The organism is Nonomuraea sp. ATR24 (assembly GCF_041950485.1).
Classification (GTDB): domain Bacteria; phylum Actinomycetota; class Actinomycetes; order Streptosporangiales; family Streptosporangiaceae; genus Nonomuraea; species Nonomuraea ceibae.
This window is the reverse complement of sequence record NZ_JBGNUU010000009.1, coordinates 163,218-189,545: the sequence shown is the minus strand read 5'-3', so window position 1 is coordinate 189,545 and position 26,328 is coordinate 163,218. Positions and strand designations below refer to the sequence as shown.

20 protein-coding genes are annotated in these 26,328 nt (G+C 73.1%); 8 read left to right on the top strand and 12 right to left on the bottom strand.

Annotated features, from left to right (window positions below):
- The first annotated feature begins 1,117 nt into the window (after positions 1-1,117).
- On the top strand, positions 1,118-1,615 hold the full coding sequence (locus ACBI99_RS23195; protein WP_357590620.1) for a hypothetical protein: 498 nt from the start codon (positions 1,118-1,120) through the stop codon (positions 1,613-1,615).
- Here the strand turns inward: ACBI99_RS23195 and ACBI99_RS23190 are convergent.
- The 5 genes from ACBI99_RS23190 to ACBI99_RS23170 form a co-directional block, all read right to left on the bottom strand.
- On the bottom strand, positions 1,530-2,729 hold the full coding sequence (locus ACBI99_RS23190) for an acyltransferase (protein ID WP_357590619.1): 1,200 nt from the start codon (positions 2,727-2,729) through the stop codon (positions 1,530-1,532). The genes ACBI99_RS23195 and ACBI99_RS23190 overlap by 86 nt on opposite strands.
- 99 nt (positions 2,730-2,828) lie before the next feature.
- The gene (locus ACBI99_RS23185; protein ID WP_375073441.1) at positions 2,829-3,989 is read right to left on the bottom strand and encodes an acyl-CoA dehydrogenase family protein; all 1,161 of its coding nucleotides are present in this window, start codon (positions 3,987-3,989) and stop codon (positions 2,829-2,831) included.
- A 3-nt stretch (positions 3,990-3,992) separates the two neighbouring features.
- Positions 3,993-4,511: a MaoC family dehydratase gene (locus tag ACBI99_RS23180; RefSeq protein ID WP_219509429.1), complete on the bottom strand. Its 519-nt coding sequence runs from the start codon at positions 4,509-4,511 to the stop codon at positions 3,993-3,995.
- Between the two features lie 39 nt (positions 4,512-4,550).
- Positions 4,551-5,153 (bottom strand): ACT domain-containing protein, encoded by a 603-nt coding sequence (locus ACBI99_RS23175; RefSeq protein ID WP_375073440.1) that lies wholly within the window; start codon positions 5,151-5,153, stop codon positions 4,551-4,553.
- A gap of 132 nt (positions 5,154-5,285) precedes the next feature.
- Entirely contained in the window at positions 5,286-8,420 is a 3,135-nt protein-coding gene (locus tag ACBI99_RS23170; RefSeq protein WP_375073439.1) for a bifunctional cytochrome P450/NADPH--P450 reductase, read from the bottom strand.
- A gap of 53 nt (positions 8,421-8,473) precedes the next feature.
- Here ACBI99_RS23170 and ACBI99_RS23165 point away from each other — a divergent pair, with 53 nt between their 5' ends.
- Complete coding sequence (locus tag ACBI99_RS23165; protein WP_219509426.1) at positions 8,474-9,025, top strand: TetR/AcrR family transcriptional regulator; 552 nt, start codon at positions 8,474-8,476, stop codon at positions 9,023-9,025.
- A gap of 259 nt (positions 9,026-9,284) precedes the next feature.
- Positions 9,285-9,815, top strand: coding sequence for a hypothetical protein (locus ACBI99_RS23160; protein ID WP_219509425.1), 531 nt, complete (start codon positions 9,285-9,287; stop codon positions 9,813-9,815).
- Positions 9,816-9,831: 16 nt separating this feature from the next.
- Here ACBI99_RS23160 and ACBI99_RS23155 read toward each other — a convergent pair whose 3' ends face one another.
- Genes ACBI99_RS23155 through ACBI99_RS23135 form a run of 5 tightly spaced genes read right to left on the bottom strand, consistent with a single transcriptional unit; the run spans position 9,832 to position 16,613 of the window.
- Complete coding sequence (locus tag ACBI99_RS23155; protein ID WP_375073438.1) at positions 9,832-11,082, bottom strand: right-handed parallel beta-helix repeat-containing protein; 1,251 nt, start codon at positions 11,080-11,082, stop codon at positions 9,832-9,834.
- A gap of 46 nt (positions 11,083-11,128) precedes the next feature.
- Complete coding sequence (locus ACBI99_RS23150; protein ID WP_308125956.1) at positions 11,129-12,922, bottom strand: glycoside hydrolase family 13 protein; 1,794 nt, start codon at positions 12,920-12,922, stop codon at positions 11,129-11,131.
- Between the two features lie 7 nt (positions 12,923-12,929).
- Complete coding sequence (locus tag ACBI99_RS23145; RefSeq protein WP_219509438.1) at positions 12,930-13,763, bottom strand: sugar ABC transporter permease; 834 nt, start codon at positions 13,761-13,763, stop codon at positions 12,930-12,932.
- A 2-nt stretch (positions 13,764-13,765) separates the two neighbouring features.
- Positions 13,766-15,328, bottom strand: a complete 1,563-nt coding sequence (locus ACBI99_RS23140) for an ABC transporter permease subunit (RefSeq protein ID WP_219509423.1) — start codon at positions 15,326-15,328, stop codon at positions 13,766-13,768.
- A gap of 4 nt (positions 15,329-15,332) precedes the next feature.
- Positions 15,333-16,613, bottom strand: a complete 1,281-nt coding sequence (locus tag ACBI99_RS23135) for an extracellular solute-binding protein (RefSeq protein WP_375073437.1) — start codon at positions 16,611-16,613, stop codon at positions 15,333-15,335.
- Positions 16,614-16,899: 286 nt separating this feature from the next.
- On the opposite strand from ACBI99_RS23135, the gene ACBI99_RS23130 reads away from it, so the two are divergent.
- The 5 genes from ACBI99_RS23130 (at position 16,900) to ACBI99_RS23110 (ending at position 24,182) form a co-directional block, all read left to right on the top strand.
- Positions 16,900-18,393 carry a glycoside hydrolase family 13 protein gene (locus ACBI99_RS23130; protein WP_219509421.1) on the top strand — a complete coding sequence of 498 codons (1,494 nt, stop codon included), beginning with the start codon at positions 16,900-16,902 and terminating at the stop codon, positions 18,391-18,393.
- A 56-nt stretch (positions 18,394-18,449) separates the two neighbouring features.
- A complete protein-coding gene (locus ACBI99_RS23125; protein ID WP_219509420.1) occupies positions 18,450-19,790 on the top strand; it encodes a HAMP domain-containing sensor histidine kinase in 1,341 nt (446 codons plus the stop codon).
- Between the two features lie 89 nt (positions 19,791-19,879).
- Positions 19,880-21,919, top strand: coding sequence for an N-acetylneuraminate synthase family protein (locus ACBI99_RS23120; RefSeq protein WP_219509419.1), 2,040 nt, complete (start codon positions 19,880-19,882; stop codon positions 21,917-21,919).
- Between the two features lie 44 nt (positions 21,920-21,963).
- Positions 21,964-22,938 carry a glycosyltransferase family 2 protein gene (locus tag ACBI99_RS23115; protein ID WP_375073436.1) on the top strand — a complete coding sequence of 325 codons (975 nt, stop codon included), beginning with the start codon at positions 21,964-21,966 and terminating at the stop codon, positions 22,936-22,938.
- Entirely contained in the window at positions 22,935-24,182 is a 1,248-nt protein-coding gene (locus tag ACBI99_RS23110) for an alpha-2,8-polysialyltransferase family protein (protein WP_375073435.1), read from the top strand. The genes ACBI99_RS23115 and ACBI99_RS23110 overlap by 4 nt, the downstream gene beginning before the upstream one ends.
- Here ACBI99_RS23110 and ACBI99_RS23105 read toward each other — a convergent pair.
- On the bottom strand, positions 24,161-25,327 hold the full coding sequence (locus ACBI99_RS23105; RefSeq protein ID WP_219509416.1) for a DUF6716 putative glycosyltransferase: 1,167 nt from the start codon (positions 25,325-25,327) through the stop codon (positions 24,161-24,163). The genes ACBI99_RS23110 and ACBI99_RS23105 overlap by 22 nt on opposite strands.
- A complete protein-coding gene (locus ACBI99_RS23100; RefSeq protein WP_375073434.1) occupies positions 25,324-26,277 on the bottom strand; it encodes a hypothetical protein in 954 nt (317 codons plus the stop codon). Before ACBI99_RS23100 ends, ACBI99_RS23105 begins: the two co-directional genes overlap by 4 nt.
- Positions 26,278-26,328: the final 51 nt, after the last annotated feature.

Genomic DNA, 26,328 nt, shown 5'->3' with positions numbered 1-26,328 from the left:
AGCAGCTCCTGCACCAGGTGGGTGGCGCTGGCCACGTTCCCCGACGGGCGCAGCACGAGCGGCAGGTCGGCGTCGTCGGCGAGCAGGTCGGCCAGCAGGGCGGTGTCGTGGCTGAGCAGGTAGGGGCGCTCGGCGACGGCCCGGGTGCGGTGGCGCAGCACGGTGGCCCGCTGCCGCATCCGGTGGTCGAACCACCAGCTCAGCCCCTCGGCCGCGGGCGGGGGGGGGGCGGCGCCCCGCCGCCCCTCGGCGAGCCGCCGCAGCTCGTCCAGATCGGTACGCGTCCCCGCGGGCAGCTCGGTCACCGCCGCTCCGGCCCCCGCCGGGCGGCGGACGGTGACGACGCCCCGGCCCGCCACCTCGGCCGACTCGCTCTCCAGGTCGATGACGAGCGCGGTGTGCTCGTCGACGCCGAGCACGGCGGAGCCCGGCGGCAGCTCGCGTTCCATGCGCGACAGCCGCCGCTCGCCCAGGTAGCAGTAGCGGGTGTCGTGGGTGCCGCCCTCGGCGTTGTCGAAGTGCGGGATCACCACGGCCCGCAGCCCGAGCGCCGCCAGCAGGTCGAGCCCGTCGCGCCAGTGCGGGTCGGCGCCGGCCTTGTAGATCTCGTACACGGGCACGGTGGCGAGCCCGGCGGTGCAGGCGGCGGCGGAGGCGAGCACGGTGACGCCGGTGCGGGCGCGGACGCGGGCGCGCAGGTCGGCGGCCACGCCGGAGCCGGTCCACCGGTCGAGCGCGTAGGTGGGGCTGCCGGGCCCGGAGAAGACCCAGACGGCGCCGGTCACGTCGCCGGACACCTCGACGTCCAGGCCGACGCTGCGGGCGAAGTAGCCGCGCGCGCGGGCGGAGATGTCGGCGCGGTTCTCCTGGAAGGCGTACGGGGTGTCGAGCAGCACGGCCCGCGCGCCGGGCGGCAGCGCGCGGGCGGCGGCCCGGTGGACCTCCACCATGGTCGGGCTCGTCTCGCCCGATCCCATCAGCACCAGCGTCCCCGGCATGGCCCCCGCCTCTCTCTGTCCCGTCCTCGACTACTGCCACGGGCGGGCCGCTCGCGCAAGAGCGGGACACACATGCGAGATGGGCGTTCCTGCACAGGGGTGGCAGTAGGCTGCTGGCGGTGACGGCAAGACACGTGGTCTCGGTCGAGACGCTCCTGCTGCGGACGGGCGACGGCTGGTCCTATCGGCGCGTGGTGGTCTCCCCCGCCGCTGGTGAGAGCCCCGACGAGGCGGCGCGCCGGGCGGCCGGGGTGGAGCCGGGCACGGACGAGGTGGTGGTGCACTCGACGAGCTGGCGCCACCGGCCGGGCGAGATCGTGCTGACCTACGCGGTGTGTCCCGATCCGGAGCCGTGGCTGCCCGCCGACGGGCGGCCGGCGGCGGAGCCGGCCCGGGGCGCGGCGCCCGCGACGCCGTCGCCGGAGCGGGTGGAGGTGGCGCAGGTGGCGGCGCACGCGATCCGGCACCTGGCGTTCCTCATGGTGGAGGACCCGGTGGTGCGCGAGGCGCTGTCCCGCCACCCGGAGGTCGCTATCGCGCTGTCGCCCAGCGCCGGGACAGGCGGCGGCCGAGCTCCTGCATGGGCCGTTCCACCCAGCGGTACGTCAGCGCGCTGACGGCCACGATCAGCGCCGTGACCAGCACGGTCGCGGTGAGCTGGACCGGCAGCGAGGCGGCGCGCAGGTCACCGGCGACCGCGCTGACGTACTTGAGCACCGGGTGGTGCACGAGGTAGAGCGAGTAGCTGATCAGGCCGAGCCAGGTGAGCGCCTTCGGCAGCCGCCTGCCGCGCAGCGCCATGGCGCCGCCGAACACCGCGGCCGACAGCGCGATCGTGGTCACCCACACGTCGGGCTGGACCCACCACCAGCCGTTCTGGACGGCCCAGAAGGGCGAGACGGCGACGAGCGCGGTGGTGAGGGCGACGGGCCAGAGGCTGCCCCGGCCGCGTTCCCACCGGTGGACGGCGGTGCCGGCGAACATGAGCGCCACGATGGCCGCGCCGAGCCACGGCACCCGGCTGTTGAGGACCAGCAGGACGAGCGCCATCACGCCCATGCTCAGCGCCGCCGCCCTGCGGAACCGGCCGCCGATCACGCAGGCGAGCCCGGCGACGAACACCGCGCAGGACGCGTACGCCACCCAGGCGCCGCCGAACAGGGCGCGGCTCATCACCAGCCCGGTCACCACGCCGGTGGCGGCGAACAGGACCGACAGCAGCGCGCTGCGCTCGTGCAGCCTCAGCAGGAACAGCGCGGTGACGAGCAGGTAGAAGACCATCTCGTACGAGAGCGTCCACATGGTGTCGGCGAGCCCGCCCACGCCCACGACGTCGAGCAGCATGGTGGCGTGCCCGGCGACGGACCCGCCGTCGCGCGGCACGGCCTCGCGGACCGGCACCCACCAGGCCAGGGCGAGCACCAGGACGGAGACGGCCAGGTAGAGCGGGTAGAGGCGGAAGACGCGGCTCAGCCAGAAGGCCCGCACGTCGCCGTGCCGCTCCAGGGAGGCCGGGATGATGTAGCCGCTGACCAGGAAGAACACGAAGATGCCGAAGACCCCGAAGCTGAACCAGTAGGGCCGTGCCGACGGCAGGTACCACGGCAGCATGTGCTCGGCCACGACGGCCAGGGCGCCGATTCCGCGGAGCGCGTCGAGCCAGGCGAGCCTGGAGTGGGAGCCGGCGGAATCGGACGCGGTGCCGCTGGATGCGGCTGGGGCGATCGACACCCGGCCAAACCTACCCTGACTTGCCCGGTCGATGCCGCTTGTTCCCTATGTGCGGACAAAGGACGGTAATGGTAGTCGTGCGCCCGATCTGAGCTCCGGCTACCAGCCGATGCGGCCCTTCCCGGAGACGAGCGCCCGGGCGATGACCAGCCGCTGCACGTCGTTGGTGCCCTCGCCGATCGCCATCAGCGGCGCGTCCCGGTAGAGCCGCTCGACCACGTACTCCTGGGAGTAGCCGTAGCCGCCGTGGATGCGCATCGACTCCAGCGACGCCTTGAGCGCGACCTCGGAGGCGAAGTACTTGGCCATGCCCGCCTCCATGTCGATCCGCTGCCCGCTGTCGGCGCGGGAGGCGGCCCAGTAGGTGAGCAGCCGGGCGGCCTGGATCTCGGTGGCCAGGTCGGCGAGCTTGAGCTGGATGGCCTGGAAGTCGGCGATCGGCTGCCCGAACGCGGTGCGCTCGCGGGCGTAGCCGAGGGCGGCGTCGTAGGCGGCCTGGGCGACGCCGACGGCGCGGGCGGCGATGTTGACGCGGCCGATCTCCAGCGCGCCGAGGACCTGCTGCATGCCGCGCCCTTCGACGCCGCCGAGCAGCGCGCCCACGGGGACGCGGACGCCGTCGAGCGCCACCTCGCACGTCTCGGTGCCCTTGTAGCCGAGCTTGGGCAGGTCGCGGCTGACGGCGAAGCCCTCGGCCGACGGGTCGACGAGCAGCACGGACATGCCCTTGTGGGCGGGCTCGGTGATCGAGGTCTTGACGAGCACGGGCAGCGGGTCGGCGTGACGGGCGTTGGTGATCCACGTCTTGGTGCCGGTGACGACGTAGTGGTCGCCGTCGCGGACCGCGCGGGTGCGGATGCCCTGCAGGTCGGTGCCGGCGCCGGGCTCGGTGAGCGCGATGCCGGTGCGGCGGGCGCCGGTGGCCAGCTCGGGCAGCAGGCGCTTCTGCTCGCCGGTGCCGTGGCGGGCGATCATCGAGCAGGCCATGGAGTGGGAGCCGATGGTGCCGGCCACGCCCATCCAGCCGCGCGCGATCTCCTCGAAGACGAGCGCGAAGGTGACCATGTCGGCGCCGAGCCCGCCGTGCTCCTCGGGCACCGACAGGCCGAACAGGCCCATCGTCTTCATCTTCTCGACGATCTCGGTGGGGTAGCGGCCGGAGCGCTCCCATTCGGTGGCGACCGGCACGATCTCCTTGTCGACGAAGGCGCGCAGCGTCTCGCGGAAGGCCCGCTGTTCGTCGGTCAGCTCGAAGTCCATCGCTCAGCCTTCCAGAGGGCCCGTCTTGGCCTGGGGGAAATAGCCCTTGTCGTGCGGGGCGTCACGTTTGTAGACCATGACCGTGCGGGTCCACGACATGATCTCGTCGCCGTCCTGGTTGAGGCCGCGGGTGCGGCAGGTGACGATCCCGGCGTACGGCCGCGACTTCGACTCGCGCTTGGCCGTGACCAGGGACTCGGCGTAGAGGGTGTCGCCGATGAACACCGGGTGGGTGAGGCGGATCTCCTCCCAGCCGAGGTTCATCAGCGCGGTCTGGCTGACGTCCATGACCGACAGGCCGAGCACGATGGCGACGGTCAGCCCCGAGTTCACGATGATCTTCCCGGCCGGGGCCTTCGCGGCGAAGTGCGCGTTGAAGTGGTTCTGGTTGGTGTTCATCGTGAGCAGCGTGAACCAGGTGTTGTCGGCCTCGCTGATGGTGCGGCCCAGCGGGTGCTGGTAGACGTCGCCGATCACGAAGTCCTCGTAGTGACGGCCGATGCGCGCTTCGTGGACGGTCATCCGGCCACGTTAGTCATCGTCCGTTTCGCCGGTCAACGATCACTTACGCGCGGCCAGCGCAGACACCACGTCCACGATCCGCACGGCCCGCTCCAGCTCGGCGCGGTGGAACACCGGCCCGTCGGCGCGCGCCACCAGCAGGTGCAGGTTCTGCGTGGTCACCGGCAGCAGCATCAGCCGCAGCTTCTCGGTGTCGAGGCAGGCGGCCCGCGGCGGCGGTTCCGGCAGGTCGACGTAGTCGGGCGCGGCCAGCGAGGCGTGCCGCACCGCGCCGTCGGCGTAGGCGACCGACCACTCGGCGCCGCACAGCCCCGGCAGCGCGTCGACGAGCGTCGCCAGCCCGCGCCCCGGCTCGGCGGCGACGTGCATGAGCAGGTCGTAGTCGGGCGCGGAGCCGGGCGCCTCGCGCGTCGGCCACACGCCCTCGACCCGCACGCCCGGCACGTCGGTGAACCGCTGGCGCACCTCCTGCGGGCTCGCCGCGCCGGGCCAGGAGACGGTGAAGTCGTCCACGGCCCGGCCCTTCTCCCGTTCCAGCACGGTGACCTGCAGGATGTCGGCGCCGAGCGTCCCGAGCACCTTGGCGACCTGCCCGAGGCCACCGGGCCGGTCCGGCAGCGACACCCTCAGTCTCAGCAGCATTGCCGCCCTCCCTTCCCGAGGCTTCTCACAGTGCCGTGGACAGGTTTCCGGAAGGTTCCACGGATATGTCGCACATGATGCGCGAATCGCCCCCCTGCCCTCTTCCCGCGAGGGAGGCACCTCATACCGGCGTCAGGCGAAGACGTCCTGCTGGTAGCGGCCGGATTCCTCCAGCCCGGCCAGCCAGGTCTCCGCCTCGCCCGCGCCGCCGCCGGTGCGCTCGCGGTACAGGGCGGACAGGGCGGCCCGGACGGCGGGCGCCATCCGCAGGCCGTCGCCGCACACGTACACGTACGCGCCCCGTTCGAGCAGGTCCCACACGGCGTCGCCCGCGGCGGCGAGCGCGTCCTGGACGTAGCGGTGCGGGTGGCCGGGCACGGCCGAGAACGCGGTGTGCACGCGCACGCCGCCCTGCCGGGCCCACGCCTCCACCTCGTCGCGGTAGAGCCAGTCGTGCTCGGGGTGGCGGCAGCCGGTGAACACCTCGGCGGGGCCGGTGGCGCCGGTCAGCGCCCGGTGCTCCAGGAAGCCGCGCAGCGGGGCGAACCCGGTGCCGGGGCCCACCATGATCACCGGGGTCGCGGGGTCCTCCGGCAGCCGGAACGGCGGCGCGGGCTCGCGCACGTAGCCGTAGAAGACCTCGCCCTCGCCGAGGCCGGCCAGGTAGGCCGAGCACATGCCCCGGTACTCGCCGCTGCCGGACCAGGCCGGGCCCTCCACCAGGCCGACGGTGATCCGGACCAGGCCGGGGGCGGCCAGCGGCGAGGAGGAGATCGAGTAGTAGCGCGGCTTGATCGGCCCGGCCATCTCCAGGAAGGCGGGCAGCGGCAGCTCGATCGCCGGGAACCGCTCCAGCAGCGCCAGCGGCGAGACCCGCTTGGCCAGGATCTCGTCGGCGTACGCGTCGGTCAGGGCGGCAAGCTGGCCCTTGGTCCACGGGCAGCCGGTGTGGGCGGCCAGCGCCTCCAGGTCGGCGCGGGTGGCGACCTCCTGCAGCTCGGCGAACTCGGTGAGCAGCAGCCCGGCGGTCACCGGCGTGTCCAGCGGCAGGTGGCTGGAGGTGCGGGCGCGCAGCCGGACGACCTGCTCGCGGGGCACGCGCAGCAGCCGCAGCGCCCACTCCACCAGCTCGGGGTCGTTCTTGGCGAAGACGGCCAGGTGGTCGCCCGCGGTGTAGGTGACGCCCTCGGGCAGCCGGGCGACGATCGAGCGGACGCCGGGGCGCGGCGCCTCCCGGGAGAAGTCCCACAGCCCGGCCGGGTCGCCCGTCAGCTCCTCGTTGGACACGACGGTCAGCGGGACGGCGCGGGCGGAGACAACGGCGGGCCTGACCTCGGCCTCGCTCAGCACCTCCAGCTCGTAGCGGGGGCCGGCGTCGGCGGCCGAGGCGCTGTAGACGTCGGCGACGGCCGCCCACAGCTTGCCGGTCCAGGCGGTGACGTCGCCGTCGAGGTCGCCGTCGGCGTCCGCCTCGCCCCGCTCGACCAGCGGCTCCGCGCCCGCCGCCGTGAGCTTGGCGTACGCGCGGCGCGGGAAGTCCTGGTAGGTGGGCCACTGGGTGTTGCCGACGCCGAGCACCGCGAGCCGCACGCCGGTCAGCGGCGGCAGGCTCTCCAGCGCGTCGAAGCGCTGGGCGTTGTCGGGCGCCTTGCCGTTGTAGGAGGAGGCGGCCACGACGAGCAGCCCGCCCTCGGGCGGCTCCAGCTCGTCGAGCGTGACGAGCGTGGTGGCGAAGCCGGCCCGGCCGGCCCGCTCGGCCAGCCGCTCGGCGATGTCGGCGCAGGTGCCGAGGTTGGAGCCGTAGGCGACGGTGAGGGGGACGCCGCTCACGGTGACGTCCTGCCGCTCGTCGCCGTGCCCGTCTCCGTGCTCGGCCGGCCGCTCGGGCACGGCGACGCTGCGCTCGTGCGGCCGGCGCTCGCGCACCCGCACGGTGAAGCCGTCGGGCTTGACGGTGAGCGTCTGCTTGATCCGCATCCGGTAGACGGCCGGGTCGGACACGGCGAAGCGGCGCAGGATCATGGCCAGCGCGAGCCGGGCCTCGGTGAGCGCGAACTGGCGGCCGATGCAGGCCCGCTCGCCGTTGCCGAACGGCTTGTAGGCGGCCGGGTGGTGGCTCTTCCTGCCCTCGGGCAGCCAGCGGTCGATGTCGAACTCCTCGGGCCGCTCCCACGCCTTGGGGCTGCGGTGCAGCGGGCCCAGCAGGACGCCGATCCGGGTGCCCGCCGGGATGGGGTGGCCGCCGATCGTGGTGTCGGCGACGGCGTTGACGCCGAAGGCCGGGATGGGCGACCACAGCCGCAGCGTCTCGTCGAGGATGCGCGGGATCACGTCCAGCTTCATGATCGTCTCGTACGTGGGCGGCTCGTCGCCCGGCAGCAGCCTGTCGACCTCGTCGTAGGCGCGGGCGAGCACGTGCGGCTCGCGCAGCAGGTTGTACAGCGCGAAGGAGAGCAGCCCGCTGGTGGTCTCGTGGCCGGCGATGAGGAAGGTGAGCACCTGGTCGCGGATGTTGTCGTCGGGCAGGCGCTCGCCGGTGCGCGGGTCGGCGGCCTCCAGCATGAGGCCGAGCAGGTCCTGCGACTTCTCCGTGCCGCCCCGGCGCTGCTTGATCACCTCGTCGACGAGCTCGCGCATGACGGCGATGTCGCGCCGGTATGCCTCCTCCTCGCGCCACTTGAGCCGCGTCAGGAGCGGGAGCTGCTGGTTGCGGTGCATGGCCTCGGTCAGCGCGCCGCCCATCGCCCGCAGGAAGGGATGCAGCTCCGGGGTGTCGAAGGAGCCGAACCGGTAGCCGAAGCCGGTCAGCGAGATCGTGTCGAGCGTGAGCCGGGTCATGTCGTCGGCGACGGGCAGGTCCTCGCCCTGGCGGCGGGCCCACGAGGCGACGAGCTGCTCGGCGACCTCCAGCATCTGCGGGAAGTACGCCTTCATCGAGCGCTGGCTGAAGGCCGGCATGAGGATGCGGTGCGCCTGGCCCCACAGGGGCTCGTCCTGCTCGGCGGTGAACAGGCCGTCGCCGCCGAAGTCGCGCACGATCGACAGCGGCGGGTCGATCCGCTTGACGAACCTGCTCTCGTCGCACGCCTCGGCCACCAGGTCGGGGTCGTAGACGAACAGGACCTTCCGGCCGGCCAGGTCCACCTGGTAGAGCCCCTGGTCGTAGCGGCCGGCCAGCTCCTCGAAGTAGGCCGACGGCGAGTGTGAGGGGATCTGCAGCGCGTTGCCGAGGATCGGCAGGCCCTTGGGGGCCGGGATCTCCGTCATGAGCACTCCCAATGCTTGTTGCCATACACCGTATGGCTGCTACCATACACCGTATGGCTACCAGTGCGCGAAGGGGCGCTCCTCTGACCCTCGGCGAGATCCACGCCGCCGCCCTGCGCATGGTGGACGAGGGCGGCGTCGACGCCCTGTCGATGCGCAAGCTGGCCGCCGAGCTCGACGTGAACCCGATGTCGCTCTACCACCACGTGCCGAGCAAGGAAGCGCTCATCCAGCAGATCTGCGTCGGCATGGCCAACCGGCTGGAGCTGCCGCCCGACGACGGCACCCCGTGGCAGGAGCAGCTGCGCGCGCTGGCGCTGGCCTACCACGCGCTCGCCCGCGCCTACCCGGCCCTGTTCGCCTACGCCTACGCCCACCAGCAGCCGGGCATCGCCCACGAGGGCGGCATCTGGGGCGTGCTGCACCGCATCCTGCGCGCGGCCGGCGTGCCCGGGCCCGACGTCGAGCGCACCGGCGACGTGCTGCACGCCTTCATGTCGGGGTTCGTGCTGGCCGAGACGAAGGGCCTGATCGCCGAGCCGGGCCCGGCGTTCGACACCGTCCTCGACCTGATCGTCCACGGGCTGGCCCACCGCCCGGCCTGACCCCCGGCCTGACCTCCTGGGCGCTCTCGCTCAGGAGGGCCCGGGGCCGCTGAAAGATGAGGTCATTTTTCGGGCCAAGCATGTCGTTGGCGCGATCAGCCGCTCCTCACCGGTAAATAGGCAATCATGGAATCCGGCCGCGGAGGGCGGCCACCGGAAAGACGTGCTGAGAGCGCGGAGAGAGCGCGGTGTGGTGAGGCCCAGCAGAGCATGGCCCGGGTGGCTCCATGTCGGTGTCCTGGAACACCGCCTGACCCGGATGTGGGTGCCCGGCGCCTTCCCGCCGGCCGAGTCGCTGCTGGCCGTCATGACGCTGGCGGCGGTCCCCCGGCGGCTGGCGGGGCGGCTGGCCGAGCACCTGAGCGGCGGCCTGGTCGTCGGCCCTGGAGCCGTTCCCGACCTGCCGGCCTTCGAGAAGCTGCGCGCGCTGCCGCTCCCCCAGCAGGAGGGCACGTGGGAGCGCAGCGCCGGAGTCTACGACCCGGCGCTGCGCCGCATCGCGGTCGGCAGCGTCCCCTCGCCCTCGGTGAACGTGTGCGGCCACGAGCTCGGTCACGCGCTGGACGACTCCGACGGGCGCCCGTCGGCGGAGCCGTGGTGGGTGGTGCTGCACGCGCTGCGCCGCGCCCACCTGGCCCCGCCGTACCGGGAGGACGTCTCGGAGCTGTTCGCCGAGAGCTTCGCCTGCGTGCTGACCCGCCGCACGTCGCGGCTGATCCACCTGCTGGGCGACGAGCGGGCCGCCCGGCAGGTCTACGCGTGGATGGCCGATCGCTACGGGATCGGCTGAGCCGCCCGGGGCGGGGTCAGCGCTGGTAGGCGCCGGCGTGCGGGTCGGCCGGGATGGGCCTGCCGGTGAAGTCCCTGGCCAGCTCGGCGCCCCCGTACCAGGCGGCAGGCAGCCGGACGGCCCGGCCGCGTGCCGGGGAGCCGGGCCGCAGCCGCAGGTTCGTCGCGGAGACGAATCTCGGGTCGGCCATGACCGAGCCGGCGCCGAGCTTGAAGCGGGCGCTGCGCGCCCGGTAGACGCTGCCCGCCTCGTCGGCGCCGGAGCCGTCCTCGAAGCCCGCCTGGCCGCCGACGACGACGACGTTGTTGCGGAGCTTGAGGATCGACGGGGAGCAGCCGTCGTGGCAGGACCAGCCGATGGTCTTCCTGGCCGGCATGTAGACCGAGTTGTGCACCGCGATCGTGCCCTTGACCGGGCCGACGATGTGCCGGGGGCCGCGCGTGACCAGGAACGAGCCGCTCCTGAGCGTGGAGGTGACGACGTTGAAGGCGATCACGTTGCCGGTGGCGGTGTCGCCCTTCTTGGCGCCGAGCTCGCTGAAGGTGTTGTTGTCGTGCGCCCGGTTGTGGGTGACGCGGTTGCGGTTGCCGCCGAACACCTCGATGGCGGCGCCGTCGTAGCCGTAGTCGGGGCTCTTGGCGTAGCTGCCGGTGATGGTGTTGCCGGTGACGAGGTTGTCGTCGCCGTTGAGCAGGATGCCGAACGCGCCGGAGTCGTTGTCGCCGCCCTTGTCGGCGATGCTCATCCGGTTGTTGGCGGTGAAGGTGCTGTCGCGGACGGTGTTGCGGGCGCCGGTGGGCGCGATGACGGCGCCGGCGATGTTGCGGTCGGCCTCGACGCCGGACAACGTGTTGTGGTCGCCCTCGACGCGGAAGCCGGCCCAGCGGCAGCCGGAGGCGCGCAGGCCGCTGACCTTCCAGTGGTTGCCGGAGATGACGACGCAGTCGGCCTCGCGGCCGCTGATCCTGGCCAGCGGCCCCTTGCCGTACGCCTTGACGGTGATGGGGCCGGCCGCGGTGCCGCTGGCGGTGAGGGTGAGCGAGCCGCTGAACGTGCTGCCGCGCCTGATCGCGACGGTGTCGCCCGGCTGGAGCGAGGTGGCGTTGACCGCGTCCAGCGACTTCCAGGCGGCCGACTCGGACGTGCCCGCGGCCGAGTCGTCGCCCGCCTTGGAGTCGACGTAGTAGGTCGTGCCGGCCTGGGCCGCGGCCTGCAAGGGGACGGCGGGCAGGAGCGTGGCCAGGACCGCCACGGACAGTAACCTCATACGTGACACCACTATCTAATTGAACGTTGCACGGAGATGTGCCAACTTAGCGTGATCGCGGGGCGAGGCGCCAGACGCGGAACGACGGCCCGTCCCCGGGCAGCACGTCGCCGTCGGGCGCGTCGTGCACCCCCTCGGCGTGCGTGCCCAGCCGCAGCTCCGGGCCGGGCGCGCGGCGCGCACACACCACCAGTGTCTCCTCGTACGTCTCCCGCGCGAACACCAGGCAGTCGGCGTCGGCGTGCAGCCAGCGCAGGCCGCCGTGGCGCAGGGCGGGCTCGGCGCGGCGCAGGCCCAGCAGGGTGCGGTAGCCGGCCAGGGTGACGAGATCCTGGTCGGCCGGGCGGTTCCAGGGCATGGGGGTGCGCGCGTGCTCTCCGTTGACGCCGGTGAGCCCGTACTCGCTGCCGGCGAAGACCATGGGCGTGCCCGGCAGCGTGGCCTGCAGGCCGAGCGCCACCAGGTGGCGCTCGCGCGAGCCGGTCACGGTGCGGATGCGCGGCGAGTCGTGGGAGTCGAGGAGCTGCCAGGAGTGCACGAGCGAGCGCCACGACAGGTGCGAGGCGAACGCGCGGAACGTGGCGAGCGCGTCGGTCCCGTCGCGGCGGGGCACGCCGCCGGGCACGCCGAGGAAGTGCTCCAGGCCGGGGTCGTCGCCGCGCAGCCAGGCCCACACGGGCCGGGTGAAGCCGCCGTAGTTCATGGTGCCGTGCCAGCCGTCGCGGTCCAGGTCGGCGGAGGCGTCGTGGTTGTGCTCGGCGATGAACGCGGCCTGCGGCGGCAGGGCGCGGCGCAGCATCGCGGCCACCTCGTGGGCGTGGTCGGCGGCGCCGAGCCGGCCGGTCATGTTGGCCACGTCGACGCGCCAGCCGTCGAACGGCCCGATCCAGCGGGTGAGCACCTCGCGCATGCGGGCGCGGACCAGCTCGCTGCTCCAGTCGAGCTTGGGCAGCGACTTGAAGCCCCACCACGACGCGTAGTCGCCGGTGTCCGGGTCGAAGAAGTACATCTCGCGCTCGGGCGCGCGCACGTCGGACACGGCGGCGGTGAACCACTCGTGGGAGTCTCCGGTGTGGTTGGTGGTGATGTCGCCGAGCAGCCGCATGCCGCGCGCGTGCAGGGCGTCCGACAGCCGGTGCAGCGCCTCGTCGCCGCCGAGCAGCGGGTCGACCCGGTCGAACGTGGCCGCGTCGTAGCGGTGGTTGGAGCGGGCCGGGAAGATCGGCGTCAGGTAGACGGTGTCGGCGCCCAGCGCCTCGATGTGGTCCAGGCGCTCGGTGATGCCGTCGAGGTCGCCGCCGTAGAACTGCTCGGCGGTGCCGGGGCCGTGCGGGATGACGGGGTCGCGGTCCCAGTCGCGCGGCAGCGCCCAGCCGGGCAGCTCGCGCATCGGCCGGGAGGCGGCGAAGCGGTCGGGGAAGATCTGGTAGACGATCGAGCCGGCCATCCAGGCGGGCGGCGGCGCGTGGCAGACCAGCCGGAAGTCGCCCGAGTCGGGCAGGTCGTGCCGGACGAGCCCGGCGGCGGTCAGCCAGCGCTGCCCGCGCGCGGTCTCCAGCAGGAAGCGGTAGCGGGTCACCGGGTTGACCGCGGTGACCTCGGCCCGCCACCACACGTCGCCCGCGCCGTAGCCGCCGACCGCGCGGGCGGTCCTGGCGGCGTCGACGGACGCGGGCGCGTAGCGGGGCTCGCCGTCGTGCACGGCGCGTACGTGGACGCCGGTGACGCCCGCGGCGCGCGGGGCGCGCAGCCACAGGGTCACCGTGGAGCCGAGCTCGGGCGCCTGGGCGGAGACGTAGAGTGCGGAGCCGTCGTGATGCGGCTCGTCGATCAGGCGCACGTGATTCCTATCCCTTGACGGCTCCGGCGGTCAGGCCGGAGACGATGTACTTCTGCAGCCAGAGGAACACCCCCACGGTGGGGATCGCGGTGAGCAGCGTGCCGGCGGCGAACATGCCGAAGTTGGCGTTGCGGTTGTCGCCCGCGATCATCCCGAACATGCCCACGGCGAGCGTCTTGCTCTCCGGGTCGCGCAGGAAGACGCTGGCCATGAGGAACTCGCTCATCGTGCCGATGAACGCCAGCAGCGCGGTGACCGCGAGGATCGGCGTGACCAGCGGCATGATGACCCGCCAGAAGATCTGCGCGTGCGTGGCGCCGTCGACCGTGGCGGCCTCGTCGAGCTCCTTGGGGATGGTGTCGAGGAAGCCCTTCATCAGCCAGGTGTTCACGCCGAGCGCGCCGCCGAGGTAGAGCAGCAGCAGCCCCCACACGGTGTCGAAGCCGAACGCCGGGTAGAGCTCGGTCACCCTGGTGAAGATCATGAAGATCGTCACGATGGCCAGGAACTGCGGGAACATCTGGATGAGCAGCAACGCCAGCAGCCCGGCCCGGCGGCCGGCGAAGCGCATCCGGCTGAAGGCGTAGGCGGCGAACATCGACAGCAGCAGGCTGGCGAACGAGGCGGTCAGCGCGATGAACACCGAGTTGAAGAACCACCGGCCGAACGGGTAGACGTCCGAGCCGAACAGGTCGGCGAAGTTGCCGAGCCCGAACCCGGTCGGCAGCAGGTCGGTGGAGGCCAGCGTGCCCAGCGGGTTGATCGCGGCCGAGAGCACGAACACGATCGGGAACAGCGCGAACGCGCACACCGCCAGCGCGAACGCGTGCCTGAGCGCCATCTTCACGCGTACACCTCCTCCTGCTTGCGGGTGCGCCGGAACGCCGTCGCCGAGATGATCGCCACGATGGCGAAGATGAACACCGACACCGCGGCGGCGAAGCCGAACTGCGCCCCGCCCGCGCCGAACGCCAGCCGGAAGGTGTAGGTGATGAGCAGGTCGGTGGCTCCCACCTGCGGGTTCTCCGCCGGGAACGGCCCGCCGTCGGTGGTGAGCGCGATGGCGTTGAAGTTGTTGAAGTTGAACGCGAACGACGAGATGAGCAGCGGCGTCAGCGCCACCAGCAGCAGCGGCAGCGTGACCTTGCGGAAGCCCTTCCACGGCGTCGCGCCGTCGATGGAGGCGGCCTCGGTCAGCTCGCGCGGGATCGCCTGGAGCGCGCCGGTGGTGACCAGGAACATGTACGGGAAGCCGAGCCACAGATTGACCAGGATCACCGCGAGCCTGGCGGTGAGCGGTTCGCCCAGCCAGTCGACGTCCAGCCCGAACAGCTGGTTGATCAGGCCGAAGTCGCGGTTGAACATGTCGCGCCAGACCATCAGCATGGCGAAGGCGGGCATGGCGTACGGCAGGACGATCGCGATCCGGTAGATTTTGGTGCCGCGCATCCGGGGATGGTGCAGCGCCAGCGCGACCGACATGCCGAGGGCGAACGTGCCGGCGACGGAGGCCAGCGCGAACACCACGTTCCAGCCGAACACCCCGGCGAAGTAGCCGGAGATGGTGGGGTTGGTCAGCACCCGGGCGAAGTTGTCGAGGCCGACGCCGACCTGCCAGCCCTGCGCCAGGTGGTCGCCGGCGGCGTTGACGAAGTAGCCCTGGCTCTCGTCGGCGGTCCACGGCCCGCCCTCGCCGCGCACGCAGTCGCAGGCGGCGTCGTACACGAGCGCGGCCCTGCCCTCGACGGCGCGGCTGAGCCCGTTGGCCTTGATCGCCCCGCCGGGGGTGGGCACGGACAGCGCGGAGATCTCCTTGGCGCGGGCGGCGGCCTCGGGCGCCTTCAGCACGGTGAGCCCGGGTGCGCTCAGCACCTTGCCGGTGACGCCCACCCGGGCTCCGGCCAGCGGCTCCAGCCCTTCGGCGGTGCCCAGCCCGGCCTGCTTGGTGTCGGGGTCGACGAGCAGGAACACCAGCTCGCCGTCGCGCAGCGCGGCGGTCAGCGCGTACTCCGGCGAGCCGGGCGCCTGGCGGACCGAGCCGGTCTCGATGGCCACGACCGCGTCCTGCTTGCTGCCCCGGTGGCCGTCGCCGAAGTTCGTGAACGCGGTCGTCACCGTGTAGACGACGGGCACGACCTGGAACGCGATGAGGAAGACGGTGCCCGGGACCAGGTACTTGGCCGGGACGAGGCGGGGCGTCAGGTAGAGGTAGCCGATCAGCGCCGTGGCCGCGCCGAGCACGCCGAGCCCGAGCCAGGACTCGGCGGCGACGAGCGGCGGCACGGCGTAGAGCAGGATCGCGGCCGCCACGGCGAGCACCGCGATCCGGCTCACCACGAAGGCGGTGGTGATGTTGCGGCGGGGCCGCGGAGCGCGCTCCGCGGCCCCGGGCACGTCCGGAGCCATGACGTCAGTTCTTGAGCGCGCCGTCGATGGCCTTCTGCGCGGCCGCGGCCGCCTTGGCCGGGTCGCCGCCCTTGACGACCGCCGCCTCGGCGATGCCGAACGGCTCCCAGATCGCGGCCATCTCGGGGATGGCGGGCATCGGCATGCCGTCCTTGCCGGCGTCCATGAACTTGCCGGCGTCGGGGTCGGCGGCCTTGACCTCTTCGAGGGTCTCGGCCAGCGCCGGGGGCCGCGGGTCGGCCTCGTACAGCGCCTTGGCCACGTCCTTGTTGGTGACGTAGTTGGTGACGAACTCCTGGGCGAGGGTCTTGCTCTTGCCCTTGGAGGCGACGAAGAAGCTCTGCACGCCGACGAACGGGGTGGCCGGCTCGCCGTCCTCGAACGACGGGACGGGCGTGATGTCGTAGCCGAAGCCGCCCTTCTTCACGTCGGTCATCGCCCACGGGCCGGAGATGAGGTAGGCGCACTTCTTGCCGGCGAAGCTGGTGATGTAGTTCTCGTTGGTGATCGACGTCTTGAGCGCGCCGTCGCCCTTCTCGCCGAGCTCCTTGAACCTGCCGAACGCCTTGACCGAGCCCTCGGAGCCGAGCAGCACCTTCTTGGGGTCGGGGTCGCCGGAGGCGGTGGTGCCGAACAGCGCGCCGCCGCCGGAGGCGAAGATCGGGTAGGCGTGGAAGGCGTCGCCCTTCTGCGCGACCGGCAGGCAGAGGATCTCCTCGACCTTGCCGTCGTCCTTCAGCTTCTTGCCCGTCTTCACCATCTCCTCGATGCTGGCGGGCGCGTCGGGGGCCAGGTCGGTGTTGCGGATCAGCGCGATGTTCTCGACGGCGTACGGGGCGCCGTACACCTGGCCGTCGAAGGTGACGGCCTTCATCGCGATCGGGGAGAACGCGCTCTTCTGCTCCTCGGTCAGGTTGACCGGGTCGATGGCGCCGTTCTGCACCAGGTTGCCGATCCAGTCGTGCGCGCCGACCATCACGTCGGGGCCACTGCCCTGCTGGGAGGCGGTCAGGAAGACGGTCTGGTTGTCCTTGCTGATCTCCTTGACCTCGACGGTCACGCCGTTCTCGGTGCCGAACTGGTCGGCGAACGGCTTGAGCGCCTTGACCCGGTTGGGGTCGGGCCAGATGACGAGCGTGCCCCCCGCCGCGGCGGGGGCCGACGCCGATCCGCTCGCCCCGGCCGTGGGCGCGGCCGACGGCGCGGCCGGGTCGGAGCCGCCGCACGCCGCGGTGGCGAAGGCCAGGGACGCGAAAGCGGCCACACCCAGAGCTCGCTTGCTCATGAGACCTCCTGAGGTCACGGAGGATGGGCGACACCTGAGCGTGCGCCGCCACCAAAGATCGTTAACAGGACCGCTTTCGCGGCTTATGTGACCGGGACGTTAGCGGCTCTTTGCAAGAATTGGAAGAACTTGCAATCGAGCGTTACCCGATCCACACCGTACGGGCCGAGAGAAACGCGCCCGGCCCAGCGCAGAGGCGATCTGCAACTTTCGGCAACTTGCGCTCAGCCGATCCCGCACGCCATCCTGCACCAGACATCACGGACACCCCCCGGGGAGGACAGCCATGCCCGACAACGACGACTGGTGGCGCGACGCCGTCGTGTACCAGGTCTACCCCCGCAGCTTCGCCGACGCGAACGGGGACGGCGTCGGCGACCTGGAAGGGGTGCGCCTGCGGCTGGGCTACCTCAAGAGGCTCGGCGTGGACGCGATCTGGCTGAGCCCGTTCTACACCTCCCCGATGGCCGACGGCGGCTACGACGTGGCCGACTACCGCGACGTCGACCCGATGTTCGGCACGCTGGCCGACTTCGACGCGCTGATCGGCGACGCGCACGAACTGGGCCTGCGGGTCGTCGTGGACCTGGTGCCCAACCACTCCTCCGACCGCCACCCGTGGTTCCGGGCGGGGCTGCGCGACCGCTACATCTTCCGCGACGCGCCCAACGACTGGGAGTCGATCTTCGGCGGCCCCGCCTGGACCCAGGTGGACGACGGGCAGTGGTACCTGCACCTGTTCGCCCCCGAGCAGCCGGACCTCAACTGGGAGAACCCGGAGGTGCGCGCCGAGTTCCGCGACATCCTGCGGTTCTGGCTGGACCGGGGCGTCGACGGCTTCCGGGTCGACGTGGCGCACGGCATGATCAAGGCCGAGGGGCTGCCCGACGTCGGCCCCAAGGAGGGCCGCCAGGCCGAGATGCTGGGCGACGAGCGGGTGCCGTACTTCGACCAGGACGGGGTGCACGACATCTACCGCGAGTGGCGGCCGATCCTCGACTCCTACCCCGGCGGCCGGATGGCGGTGGCCGAGGCGTGGGTGTCGTCGCCGGAGCGGCTGGCCCGCTACATCGGGCCGGACGAGCTGCACCAGGCGTTCAACTTCGAGTTCATGATGGCCGACTTCCACGCCAAGTCGTTCCGTACGGTGATCGAGAAGTCGCTGGCGGAGGCGGAGCTGGTGGGCGCGCCGACCACCTGGGTGCTGTCGAACCACGACAAGCCCCGGCACGTCACCCGGCACGGCGGCCTGGCCCGCGCCCGCGCGGCCACCCTGCTCATGCTGGCGCTGCCCGGCTCGGCCTACCTCTACAACGGCGAGGAGCTGGGCCTGCCCGAGGTGCTGGACCTGCCCGACGAGCTGCGGCAGGACCCGGCCTTCCGGCGCACCGGCGAGAGCCGCGACGGCTGCCGGGTGCCGCTGCCGTGGACGGCCGGGCCCGGCTGCGGCTGGCGCGACCCGTGGCTGCCGATCCCGGCGGAGTGGACGGCGCTGTCGGCCGAGGCGCAGGAGGACGACCCCGCCTCCACGCTCAACCTCTACAGGGCGGCCCTGCGGCTGCGCAGGGAGCACCCGGCGCTCGGCGGCGGCACGCTGACCTGGCTCGACTCCCCCAGGGACGTGCTGGCGATCAGGCGCGAGCCCGGCCTGACCGTGGTGCTCAACACCGGCGAGGAGCCGGTCGACCCGGGCCTGGGCGGGCGGGTGCTGCTGGCGAGCGGCCCGCTGCCCGCCGGCGGCGCGATCCCGCCGGACACCGCCGTTTGGCTGCAGCATTGACCATACTTTGCCCGCAGGCGGCATGCGCGAGTGACTGCGGTTTGTAGCCTCGGTGGGTGTCACGCCTGTGGGCCCGCTCTCTGCGCGGACGCGTCACCCTCGTCGCCACGGCGGTCGCCGCCCTGGTGCTCACGCCCGTGGCCGTCGGCAGCGTGATCATCGCCAGGTCGCTGGTGGCCGACGCCGTGTGGTCCGACACCCGCGACAGCGCGGGCCGCACCGTCACCGAGGTCCGCACCGGCGCGCTCAGGCCCGGGGCGACGGTGCCGGTGCCGGACCCGTCCATCGACCTCATCCAGGTCGTCGCCCCCGACGGGACCGTCGTGGCGGCCAGCGACGCCGCCCGCAACCGGCCGCCGATCAGCGGCGTGCGCCCGCCGCCCGACGCGGGCGCCATCGACACGACGAGCTGCCGCTCCGGCGAGTGCCTGCACCTGACGGCCATGCGGGTCTCCCACGACCCCGGCGCGGCCGTCGTCTACGCCGGCCGCCGCACCCCGTCGGTGCTGGCCACCCGGACGCTGGAGGTCACCGTGGCCGCCCAGCTCGGCGCCCTGGTCGCGCTCGCCTCCTGGGCCACCTGGGCCGTCACCGGCTGGGCGCTGCGCCCGGTGGCGGCGATGCGGGCCGAGCTGGACGAGGTCAACGTCGGCGACCTGAGCAGCCGGGTGACGCAGCCGCGCGGCGAGGACGAGGTGGCGCAGCTCGCCCGGGCCGTCAACGGCACCCTGGCCCGGCTGGAGCGCTCGGCGCTGCAGCAGCGGCAGTTCGCCTCCGACGCCTCCCACGAGCTGCGCACCCCCATCGCCGGGCTGCGCGCCCAGCTCGAGAGCGCCGAGCTCTACCCGGAGGAGACCGACGTGCAGGCGCTGGTCAAGAGCTGCCTGCGCGACACCGACCGGCTGGAGGCCATCATCACCGACCTGCTCCTGCTGGCCAGGATCGGCTCCCGCGTCGACGTCGCCAAGGAGCGCACCGACCTGGCCGAACTGGTCCGGCAGGAGCTCGCCACCCGCAAGGACAAGATCCCGGTACGGGCCGAGCTGGAGGAGGGCGTCGCCGTGCAGGGCGTGCGCCTGCAACTCGTCAGGGTGCTGACGAACCTGCTGGACAACGCCCAGCGGCACGCCGAGAGCCGGGTGCGCGTCACGGTCTCGCGGGAGAACGGCCAGGCGGTGCTGGCCGTGGAGAACGACGGCGCGCAGATCGCCGAGGAGGACCGCGAGCGCATCTTCGAGCGCTTCACCCGCCTGGACGCCGCCCGCAGCCGCGACGCCGGCGGCACCGGCCTCGGCCTGGCCATCGCCCGCGACGTGGCCATGGCGCACGGCGGCGAGATCCGGGTCGAGGACCACCCCGACGGCGCCCGTTTCGTGCTCCGGCTGCCCGCCGTCTGAGGCACACGGAAAGTTCAGGACGGGGACGCTGCCAGTTCAATCGGTCCCTCTAGCTTCTGGGTGCAACCCGTAAGCATGGAGGAGTCACGTTGCGAGTCCTGGCCGTAGTTCCCGCCCGCGGAGGTTCGGCGGGCGTACCCCTGAAGAACCTCGCGCCGGTCGGCGGGGTCCCGCTGGTGGCCCGCGCGGTGCGCGCCTGCCTGCGGGCCGAGCTCGTGGACGAGGTCGTGGTGTCCACCGACCATGCCGGGATCGCGGAGGCCGCCCGCCGGGCCGGCGCGCGCGTCGTCGACCGGCCCGAGGAGCTGAGCGGCGCGACCGCCTCCAGCGAGTCGGCGGTGCTGCACGCGCTCGACACGCTCGGCGAGGACCCCGAGGTGGTCGTGCTCGTGCAGTGCACCAGCGCGTTCATCGACCCCGAGGACCTGTCGGCCGCGGTGCGGCGGGTCCTCGACGGCGAGGCCGACTCCGTCGTGTCGGGGCTGCCGACGCACGAGTTCCTGTGGACCGGCAACGGTTCCGGCATCAACCACGACCCGGCCGTGCGCCGCCGCCGCCAGGACCTGGAGCCGCAGTACCGCGAGAACGGCGCCTTCTACGCGATGCGCACCGAGGGGCTGCGCGAGCACGGGCACCGCTTCTTCGGCGCCATCGCCGTCCAGCCGGTGCCGCCGCAGCACGCGATCGAGGTCGACAACCCCGAGGACCTGGAGCTCGTCCGGGCGCTCGCGCCGTTCGTCGACGCGCCCGAGCCGATCGACGTCGACGCCGTCATCACCGACTTCGACGGCGTGCACACCGACGACCGCGCCTACGTCGACTCCGACGGGCGCGAGATGGTGCTGGTCAGCCGCTCCGACGGGATGGGCGTGTCGCTGCTGCGCCGCGCCGGGGTCAAGGTGCTCGTCATGTCGACCGAGCACAACCCGGTGGTGGCCGCGCGGGCGCGCAAGCTCGGCGTGCCGGTGCTGCAGGGCCTGGCCGACAAGCGCACGGTGCTGCGCGACTGGCTGGCCATCGAGGGGCTCGACCCGGCCCGCGTCGCCTACGTCGGCAACGACGTCAACGACCTGGGCCCGATGGCCGAGGTGGGCTGGCCGGTCGCGGTGCCGGACGCGCACCCGCGCGTGCGCGCCGCCGCCCGCGTCGTCCTCACCAAGGTCGGCGGCGACGGCGCGGTGCGCGAGCTGTGCGACCGGGTGGTGGCCGCCCGGCCGGAGCCCGAGCCCGCCCCCTCCCCCGCGCCCCGCCGCACGTTCGGCCCGGTCGCGATCGGCGACGTGCTGGTCGGCGACGGCGAGCCGGTGTACGTGATCGGCGAGATCGGCATCAACCACAACGGCGACCTGGACGTGGCCCGCCGCCTCATCGACGTGGCCGCCGACGCCGGCTGCCAGGCGGTCAAGTTCCAGAAGCGCACCCCGGCGATCTGCGTGCCCGAGGAGCAGAAGGGGCAGATCAGGCAGACGCCGTGGGGCGAGATGACGTACCTGGAGTACAAGGAGCGCACCGAGTTCGGCCGCGACGAGTACCGGCAGATCGCCAAGTACTGCGACGAGCGGGGCCTGCACTGGTTCGCCTCTCCGTGGGACGTGCCGTCGGTGGAGTTCCTGGAGGAGATGGACGTCCTGGTGCACAAGGTGGCCTCGGCCGGCGTCGCCGACCACGAGCTGCTGCGCGCCCTGGCCGCCACCGGCAAGCCCGTCATCCTGTCGACCGGCATGTCCACCCTCCAGGAGATCGACCGGGCCGTGGAGATCCTCGGCACCGACCGGCTGATCATGATGCACGCCACCTCCACGTACCCGCTGCCGCCGGAGGAGGCCAACCTGCGCACGATCACCACGCTCAAGGAGCGCTACGGCGTGCCGGTCGGCTACTCGGGGCACGAGCGCGGCCTGCAGATCTCGCTGGCCGCGGTCACGCTCGGCGCGGTCTGCGTCGAGCGCCACATCACGCTCGACCGGACCATGTGGGGCTCCGACCACGCCGCCTCCCTGGAGCCGGCCGGGCTGGAGCACCTGGTGCGCGACATCCGCGTCATCGAGCAGGCCCTGGGCGACGGCGTCAAGCGCGTCTTCCCCGGCGAGGAGGCCCCCAAGGCCCGGCTGCGCCGCGTCACCGTCTGACCCTTCTGGCCCGTACGGCCGCGCGGCCGTACCTGGAGACCGCATTGATCACACTCTCGGTCGTCGTGCCGATCCGCGACGGCGAGCGCTTCATCGCCGACGCGCTCGCCTCGCTGTGCCGCAACGCCCGGCGCGACTTCGAGTTCATCGTGGTCGACGACGGGTCGGTGGACGCCACCGGCGCGATCGTCGACGACTTCAGCGCCGACCTGCCCGGCCTGTCCGTGATCCGCAACCCGGCTCCGCTCGGGCTCGCGGACGCGCGCAACGCCGGGCTGTCGGCCGCGTCCGGCCGGTACGTCACGTTCATGGACGGCGACGACTGGCTGGCCCCCGGCTACCTGGCACGGCTCGTCGAGGCCATCGAGGGGCTCGGCTGCGACTTCGTCCGCGCCGACCACGTCCAGGTGGAGGGCCGCAAGCGGGTCGTGCACCGCGCCCCGCTGGCGCGGCGCGGCGCGGTGCTCGACCCTCGCGACGCGATCCTGCCCGCCGGGGTGCGCACCATGGTGGACTACCCGTACGCGTGGGCGGGCGTCTACCGCCGCTCACTGCGCGACCTGCTGCACTTCCCCGGATCGCTGCACACGGCCGAGGACCGGCCGTGGATCTGGCGGCTGCACCGGGAGGCGGCGACGTTCGCCGTGGTGTCGCTGGCCGGGGTGTTCTACCGGCGGCAGGTGGCCGGATCGCTCACCCAGGTCGGCGACGAGCGGCAACTGCACTTCTTCGACGCCTTCGAGCTGGTGTTCAAGGACCTGGAGGAGGAGTTCCTGCCCAAGGCGGTGCGGAACTTCTGCGCCCTGCTCGCCCACCATCTGGAGATCGCCGACCGGTTCACCCCCGCGCTGCGGGCCCGCTTCGAGGAGCGCGGCGCGCAGCTCGCCGGCTCGCTGCCGGTCGAGCTGGTGGCCGAGGCCGCCTCCGGCATGTCCGCCTCGCGCGAGGCCACGCTGCGGACCCTGCTGCCCGGCCTGCCCGCCAGTTCCCGCCATCGCCGCGATCGGGAGGACCCATGACCACGGTGTTCTACGCCTCGACCCTGTTCGGCGCGATGTCGCTGGCGGCGGCGATCGACGACGGCCGGTTCGGCGGCGGGCGCGCCGTCCTGCTGGTGTCGTCGAACGGCGCCGTGCCGGAGGCGGCCACGCCGCTCGACGCCACGCCGGGCTTCGCCGCGCTGCGCACCCGCTTCGACGAGGTGCACTCGTGGAACGAGCTGATCGCGCCGCTGCACCCGTCGGACTGGCGGGCCCGGGTGATCGAGGTGCCCATGCTGGAGCGGCTCATCGGCGCCCGGCTCGGGCTGGAGCGGGTCGACGAGCTGGTGCTGGAGTCGATCGCGGTGCCGCCGGCCCGCACGATCGCCGGGCTGGTGCGCGACTGCCCCATCACCGTCTACTCCGACGGGCTGATGAGCTACGGCCCGACCCGCGACCCGCTGCCCGCCGAGATCTTCCGCCGCGTCACCCGGCTGCTCCACCTGGACCTGGTGCCCGGCCTGGAGCCGCTGCTGCTCAGCGAGTACGGCGTGCCCGCCGAGACGCTGCCGCAGGAGGCGTTCCTGGCCGTGGTGCGGGAGGTGGCGGCGACGGCGCCGGACATGATGGCGGCCGGGGCGCTGATCCTCGGCCAGTACCTGTCGGCGCTGGACATCGTCACCCCGCAGGAGGAGGCGGAGCTGCACGAGGCGATGCTGCGGGGCCTGGTGGCGCGTGGCCACACCACGGTCGCGTTCAAGCCGCACCCGGCGGCGGGCCGCCGGCACGCCCAGCTCCTGCGGGCCGCGGCCGAGCCGCTCGGCGTGCGGCTGATCGTGGCCGGCGAGAGCGTGCCGGCCGAGGTGTGCTTCGCCGCGCTGCGGCCGGAGCTGGTCGTCGGCTGCTTCTCGACCGCGCTGATGACCGCGCGGCGCTACTTCAGCCTGCCGGTGGCCACGTACGGCACCGGCCTGGTGCTGGAGCGGCTGGCCCCGTACGAGAACAGCAACCGGGTCCCGGCGACGATCGCCGACGCGCTGCTGCCCCGGCTGTCGGCCGACGGGAGCGTGGAAGCGCCGCCCCGGCTGGACGTGACCGCGCTGGTGCGCGCGGTGGGCTACTGCATGCAGGCCGACGCTTACCCGGAGCTGCGGCCGGAGACGCTGGAGTTCGATCCGCGCTACTTCAAGAGGAAGCGGCTGGAGAGTCTCGGCCTGGCCGAACGGCCCAGCGCGATGGGCCGCTTCCGCAGGAAGCTGTCTCAGGTGAGAGCCTTCAGGTAGCGGCGCACCCGCCGCTCGGCCCGCCGGCCCGCGCGCAGCATGTTCGGCGGCACCTCGACCCGCAGCCGGGCGCGGCGGCGGGCCGCGGCGTGCTCCGGCCCGTCGAGCAGCGACCTGGCCGGCACCCTCGGCCGGGAGACGACCAGCCCGGTCAGCAGGCCCGTCCAGTCGTCGCGCCCGGCCGGGTGGAAGTAGTTGGCGGCGGTCCAGCGCGGCTCGGCCCGCCGGAAGTCGCCGCGCGCCAGGTCGTCCAGGGTGCCGAGCAGGCCGCTGCCCTCGAACACCAGGTTGATCATCTCGGCGTTCACGCCGAAGTCGCTGAGCACGATGAGCGGCACGTCCTGCGCGATCGCCTCCAGCGCGGCCGTCGAGCTGACGGTGACGAACCCGGCCGCGTGCGCCAGGTGCTCGCGCATCGAGCCCGCCTCGAACCGCAGCCGGCCCGGCTCGCCGAGCTCCCGCCAGAGCCGCTGGTAGTGGTGGCGCTCGCGGTGTGTCTGCTGCTCGTCCTCCAGGGCGCGCAGCTTCACCACCACGTCCAGGTCGGGCCGCGCCGCGGCCAGCTCGGCCAGCCCGCGCAGCACCCGCTCGCGCTCCTCGCGGGCGCGCGGCACCTTGGCCTGGGTGGCGAACACCACCCGGTCGCCGCCGCCGCGCCCGGGGGCCGGGCGCAGGAACGGCAGCCTGGCCAGCCCGACCGCCCCTCCCCCGCCCAGCCGGGCGGCCACGGCGGCGAACTCGGCCACCTCCCGCTCGCTGTGCACCACGAACAGGTCGCAGCCGCTGCGGTAGATCCACGCCTTGTCCGTGGCCGGCACCGAGATGCCCGGCAGCCCGGTGACGAACACCGGCCGGGGCCGCAGCCCGTCGAGCACGCCCGAGACGAGCACGTCCACCACCGGCCCGGTGCACGCCACGAGGATCGCGTCCGGCCTGGACCGTTCCGCCAGCCGGCGCACCGCCCTGGCCGTCAGCACCGGCGGCGCGGGCAGCTCGCCCACCGCCGCGGCGATCTGGTCGGCGGACGGCGCGATCGGCGTGCGCACCACGACGAGCTCGCTCGCGCAGCCCGCCGGCAGGTCGCCGAGCAGGCAGGCCGCCCATTTCAGATACGAGTCGGAGTCGGCTATCGCCAGCACCCTCACCCGGTCACTCCTGTCACTTCCGTCAGATGCGAGCGCAGAGCGGGGGCCGCTCTGCTGGTCCACCAGTCGTCGGGCACCTCGACGGGCTCCACCGCCACCCCGCGCGGGCTCAGCAGCACGCGCAGCGAGGAGATCGCGGTGGACGGCAGGCTGAGCACCCGCTGCCCCGGGTCGAGGCCGCGCAGCCGCAGCTCGGCGGGCAGCCCGGCCTCGTGCACGGTGATGCCGGGACGCTCCCGGATCAGCGCCACGTCCACCGGGTCCTCGCGGCGGTGCGGGTAGTAGGCGAGCGGCTCGCGCGCGGCCAGCTCGGTCAGCCAGGTCAGGTAGCGGTCGCGGTGCACCAGCCCGTTGCGCACCAGCGAGGTGCCGAGCACCACGGTGCGCTCCGCCGGGCCGGGGTCGCTCGGCGGCTGGCCGCGCAGCCAGGCGAAGTCGTGGCGCACCAGGTCGACGCCCGCCTCGGTGACCGCCTTGTCCAGCTCGCGGGAGACCGGCAGCGCGGTGAACACCGTCACCCGGCCGGCGCGCAGCCTGAGGGCCGCGGCCAGCCCGAGCGCCGTGCGCAGCAGCCCGGGGTGGGCGCGCGCCCGCAGCAGGGGCCGGTACGGGCCCGCCGCCAGCAGCTCCAGCAGCCGGATCGTGGCCAGCCCGTCGTCGACCACGACGACGCGGCCCGGATGGGCCGTCAGCCAGCGCAGCTGCACCTTGCCCGAGAACGCGTCACCGACGGCCGACGGCCGGCGCGGCATGCGCTCGCGCGGCTCGGCCAGCTCCAGGCCGTCGGGCAGCGGCAGGCGGCGCAGCTCGCGCCGCGTCACCCGCAGCGCGCGCAGCCCCGCGCGCGGCACGACCTCGGCCGACGGCCCCAGCAGCCCGGCATGGTGGGCCTCGACGGCGCACAGCATCTGGAGCGGCGACTCCACCCAGGCCGACGCCCGTTTGACCACTGATGTTCTCCCAGCCAGGTGATGGCCCGTTCACGACCGCTTCAAGCTAGC

What these genes read in the sequence shown, in the direction of transcription:
- ACBI99_RS23145 (WP_219509438.1), bottom strand. Translation starts at nt 13,763, where the DNA reads ATGGCGCTCAGGCACGCGTTCGCGCTGGCGGTGTGCGCGTTCGCGCTG.
- ACBI99_RS23185 (WP_375073441.1), bottom strand. Translation starts at nt 3,989, where the DNA reads ATGGACTTCGAGCTGACCGACGAACAGCGGGCCTTCCGCGAGACGCTG.
- ACBI99_RS23140 (WP_219509423.1), bottom strand. Translation starts at nt 15,328, where the DNA reads ATGGCTCCGGACGTGCCCGGGGCCGCGGAGCGCGCTCCGCGGCCCCGC.
- ACBI99_RS23135 (WP_375073437.1), bottom strand. Translation starts at nt 16,613, where the DNA reads ATGAGCAAGCGAGCTCTGGGTGTGGCCGCTTTCGCGTCCCTGGCCTTC.
- ACBI99_RS23155 (WP_375073438.1), bottom strand. Translation starts at nt 11,082, where the DNA reads ATGAGGTTACTGTCCGTGGCGGTCCTGGCCACGCTCCTGCCCGCCGTC.
- ACBI99_RS23180 (WP_219509429.1), bottom strand. Translation starts at nt 4,511, where the DNA reads ATGACCGTCCACGAAGCGCGCATCGGCCGTCACTACGAGGACTTCGTG.
- ACBI99_RS23165 (WP_219509426.1), top strand. Translation starts at nt 8,474, where the DNA reads ATGGCTACCAGTGCGCGAAGGGGCGCTCCTCTGACCCTCGGCGAGATC.
- ACBI99_RS23110 (WP_375073435.1), top strand. Translation starts at nt 22,935, where the DNA reads ATGACCACGGTGTTCTACGCCTCGACCCTGTTCGGCGCGATGTCGCTG.
- ACBI99_RS23170 (WP_375073439.1), bottom strand. Translation starts at nt 8,420, where the DNA reads ATGACGGAGATCCCGGCCCCCAAGGGCCTGCCGATCCTCGGCAACGCG.
- ACBI99_RS23130 (WP_219509421.1), top strand. Translation starts at nt 16,900, where the DNA reads ATGCCCGACAACGACGACTGGTGGCGCGACGCCGTCGTGTACCAGGTC.
- ACBI99_RS23160 (WP_219509425.1), top strand. Translation starts at nt 9,285, where the DNA reads ATGTGGGTGCCCGGCGCCTTCCCGCCGGCCGAGTCGCTGCTGGCCGTC.
- ACBI99_RS23175 (WP_375073440.1), bottom strand. Translation starts at nt 5,153, where the DNA reads ATGCTGCTGAGACTGAGGGTGTCGCTGCCGGACCGGCCCGGTGGCCTC.